The organism is Lactococcus cremoris subsp. cremoris NBRC 100676 (genome assembly GCF_001591705.1).
Taxonomy (GTDB): Bacteria; Bacillota; Bacilli; order Lactobacillales; family Streptococcaceae; genus Lactococcus; species Lactococcus cremoris.
Window position 1 is genome coordinate 1 of record NZ_BCVK01000102.1, and the last position, 2643, is coordinate 2643.

The window sequence follows — 2643 nt, forward strand, 5'->3', positions numbered from 1 at the left end:
GCTCTAATAATCAAAATCAACAAAATACATATACTTGTCGGAATAAGAAATCTGAAGCTTGTGAAGGGAGCAATTCCTAAGAATTTTGTCACGGGTTCAATGAAGTAAGTACCATAAAACAGTGCCGTCATTCCAGTAATAACTATTGCTCTGAATCGACTTAAGGGTCTACATAAGAGATAAAGAGAGAAGAGTTGAACACTTCCGATAATTAAAGTCACATCACTGATAAACTCTTTGTAATGAGTTACGACGTGTCCATTTGTGAAGCTTGTGTAGATTGGAAATTTATAGGCTAAGGCTAGCATAGCAAAGATAGCTACTCCAATAATTATCCCAGTCGGCAACGCATTATTTCTAATTTTTTGAAGAATATCTTCTTCGTTTCGCTTCTCATCTTTCTCTAGTACAAGTAGGGCACTAGGAATTCCAACAGTGAAAATCCCCATCATCATCAAATTTATTGACTCTAAAGGAAATAAATGATGTGTAATCAATAGAAGAACGGTCAGAGTAAAAGTATAGATTACTCGTAAAAGATTCATACTTGCCACTCGAGTAATATTATTGATTACCTTTCTTCCTTCTTTTAAAATGTCAGGCAAGACAGAGAAATCATTTTTTAAAAGAATAAATTGAGCCACTGATTTTGTTGCTTCATTTCCACTTCCTAAAGCAATCGGACAATCTGATTTTTTAAGAGCTAAAATATCATTGATTCCATCTCCAATCATCCCAACTGTATGTCCATTACTTTTAAGTGAAGCGATAATATCTCTTTTTCTTTCTGGTGTTATCCGACCAAAGATTGTTTTTTCCTCAACAATTTTTTTAAATTCTTTTTCATCATCAGGAAGTTCTGATAAGCCAACATAATCAGCTTCTAAACCTACTTCTTTTGCAATGAGTGAAACAGTTTTAGGGTGGTCTCCTAAAATAATTTTTATTTTAGTCCCTTGTTTTTCAAAATATTCTAGAATTCGTTTTGCTTCTTTTTTAGGCCTATCTTTTAACAAAATCAAGCAAACCAGACTATCTTTCTCGCTTGGTTTACTCTGTGATAAAGCAAGTATCCGGTATCCTTCATCTAGTGCTTTTTCAATATCAGCATTTTGTTTAGTTGTAAGTTCTTTTGCTACTAAATCAAAGGCACCAAGATTATAAGTACTTCCTCCTTTTAATTCAATCGATTGATACTTAGTTTCTGAGCTGAAAGGATGATAAGTTTCTAATTCAAAGTTACTTTTTTGACTCGTGTCAAAGTATTTTTTGAGCGCCTCCATTGATGCATTCTGTTCTTCATCCAAGGCAATGATAAATGACATGATTTTATCAACTTCTGGTTTTTCTTCTGCATAATAGAGGACTTGTTCAACATTCATCTGCCCTTCGGTAATGGTCCCTGTTTTATCTAAACAAAGAACATCAACTCTTGCTAATGTTTCAATTGCTGATAACTCTTGGGTCAAAACATTCATTCTTGAGAGCTTGATGACACCCAAAGCTAATGCAACTGAAGTTAAAAGAACTAACCCCTCAGGTATCAAACTAGTAATTGTTGCTGCTGTACCAATGATTGCTGTCTTTCTTTGTGGAATCACAGACAAATCTAAAGATGAAAATACAAATTGGTTCAAAAGCACTAAGATAGAAATTGGAATAATACCAATAACGATTATTTTTAGGATTTTATCAATTTGTTGTTGAATTTTTGACTTTGCTTTCTTTAAAACAGAAGCTTCTTTGGCCAATTTACTAATGAAAGTATGGTTCCCAACAGCCTGAACTTGTGCTTTTGCTGTTCCTTGCATAACCAAACTTCCAGAGTAGATAAAGTCACCAGTCTGCTTTTCAATAAAATCAGACTCTCCGGTAATCATGGATTCATCTACATCCATTCCATTTTCTAAACTTATCGCATCAACTGGAATCTGGTCTCCCTTTTTCAAACAAATTATATCATTTAAAACGAGTTCCTCTTTATGAATGCTTGCTTTTTCACCTTCTCTAATTACTTCTACTTTTTCTTGTTTGAGAAAAGAAAGCTTTTCAATAATTCGCTTGGCCTTGATTTCTTGATATATTCCGATAGAGGTATTTGAGATAATTGAAAAAATAAATAACATATTTTTATAAGAACCAATAACAAATAGCACAACTGCCAAGATGAGGTTGAGTAAGTTAAAGATGGTCATTGAATTTTTTATAATAATATCTTTATTTGAATTACCGACTTTGATTGTCGTTACATTTACGTTTCCAAGTTTTTTCTGTTCTTCTACTTCGGTATTTGTTAGTCCTTTGGTCATATTTACTTTATCCATTATCCCTTTTTCCTCCTAGACTAATATATATAATACAACATTTCACTATCTATACTTCTATCATACCTAAAATATTTATGATTATTCTTACATTTTTGAAAGTATTAAGGATTTACTATCTTTTTTAAATGGTTAAAATTTTATAAATCTACAAAGTTTAAGCTTTATTTCAAAAATTCTCAATTTTTCTATTAATGATTTATAGCATAATTGGTCAGGCAGAGTCAACAGCTTTCATTTTTTATAATTCTATAAAATAAAAAAAGCCTTCAAAGGCTGCTGTCTATCATTTGGATTATTTTATTTTCATGAGAAAGAC

At 31.9% G+C, this 2643-nt stretch carries 1 protein-coding gene; it reads right to left on the reverse strand.

Annotation, left to right across the window (positions count from 1 at the left end):
• Positions 1–2324, reverse strand: a 2324-nt coding sequence (locus LLA01S_RS11815) for an HAD-IC family P-type ATPase (RefSeq protein WP_061778363.1), incomplete at its 3' end; no start/stop codon positions are given.
• Between the last annotated feature and the right edge of the window lie 319 nt (positions 2325–2643).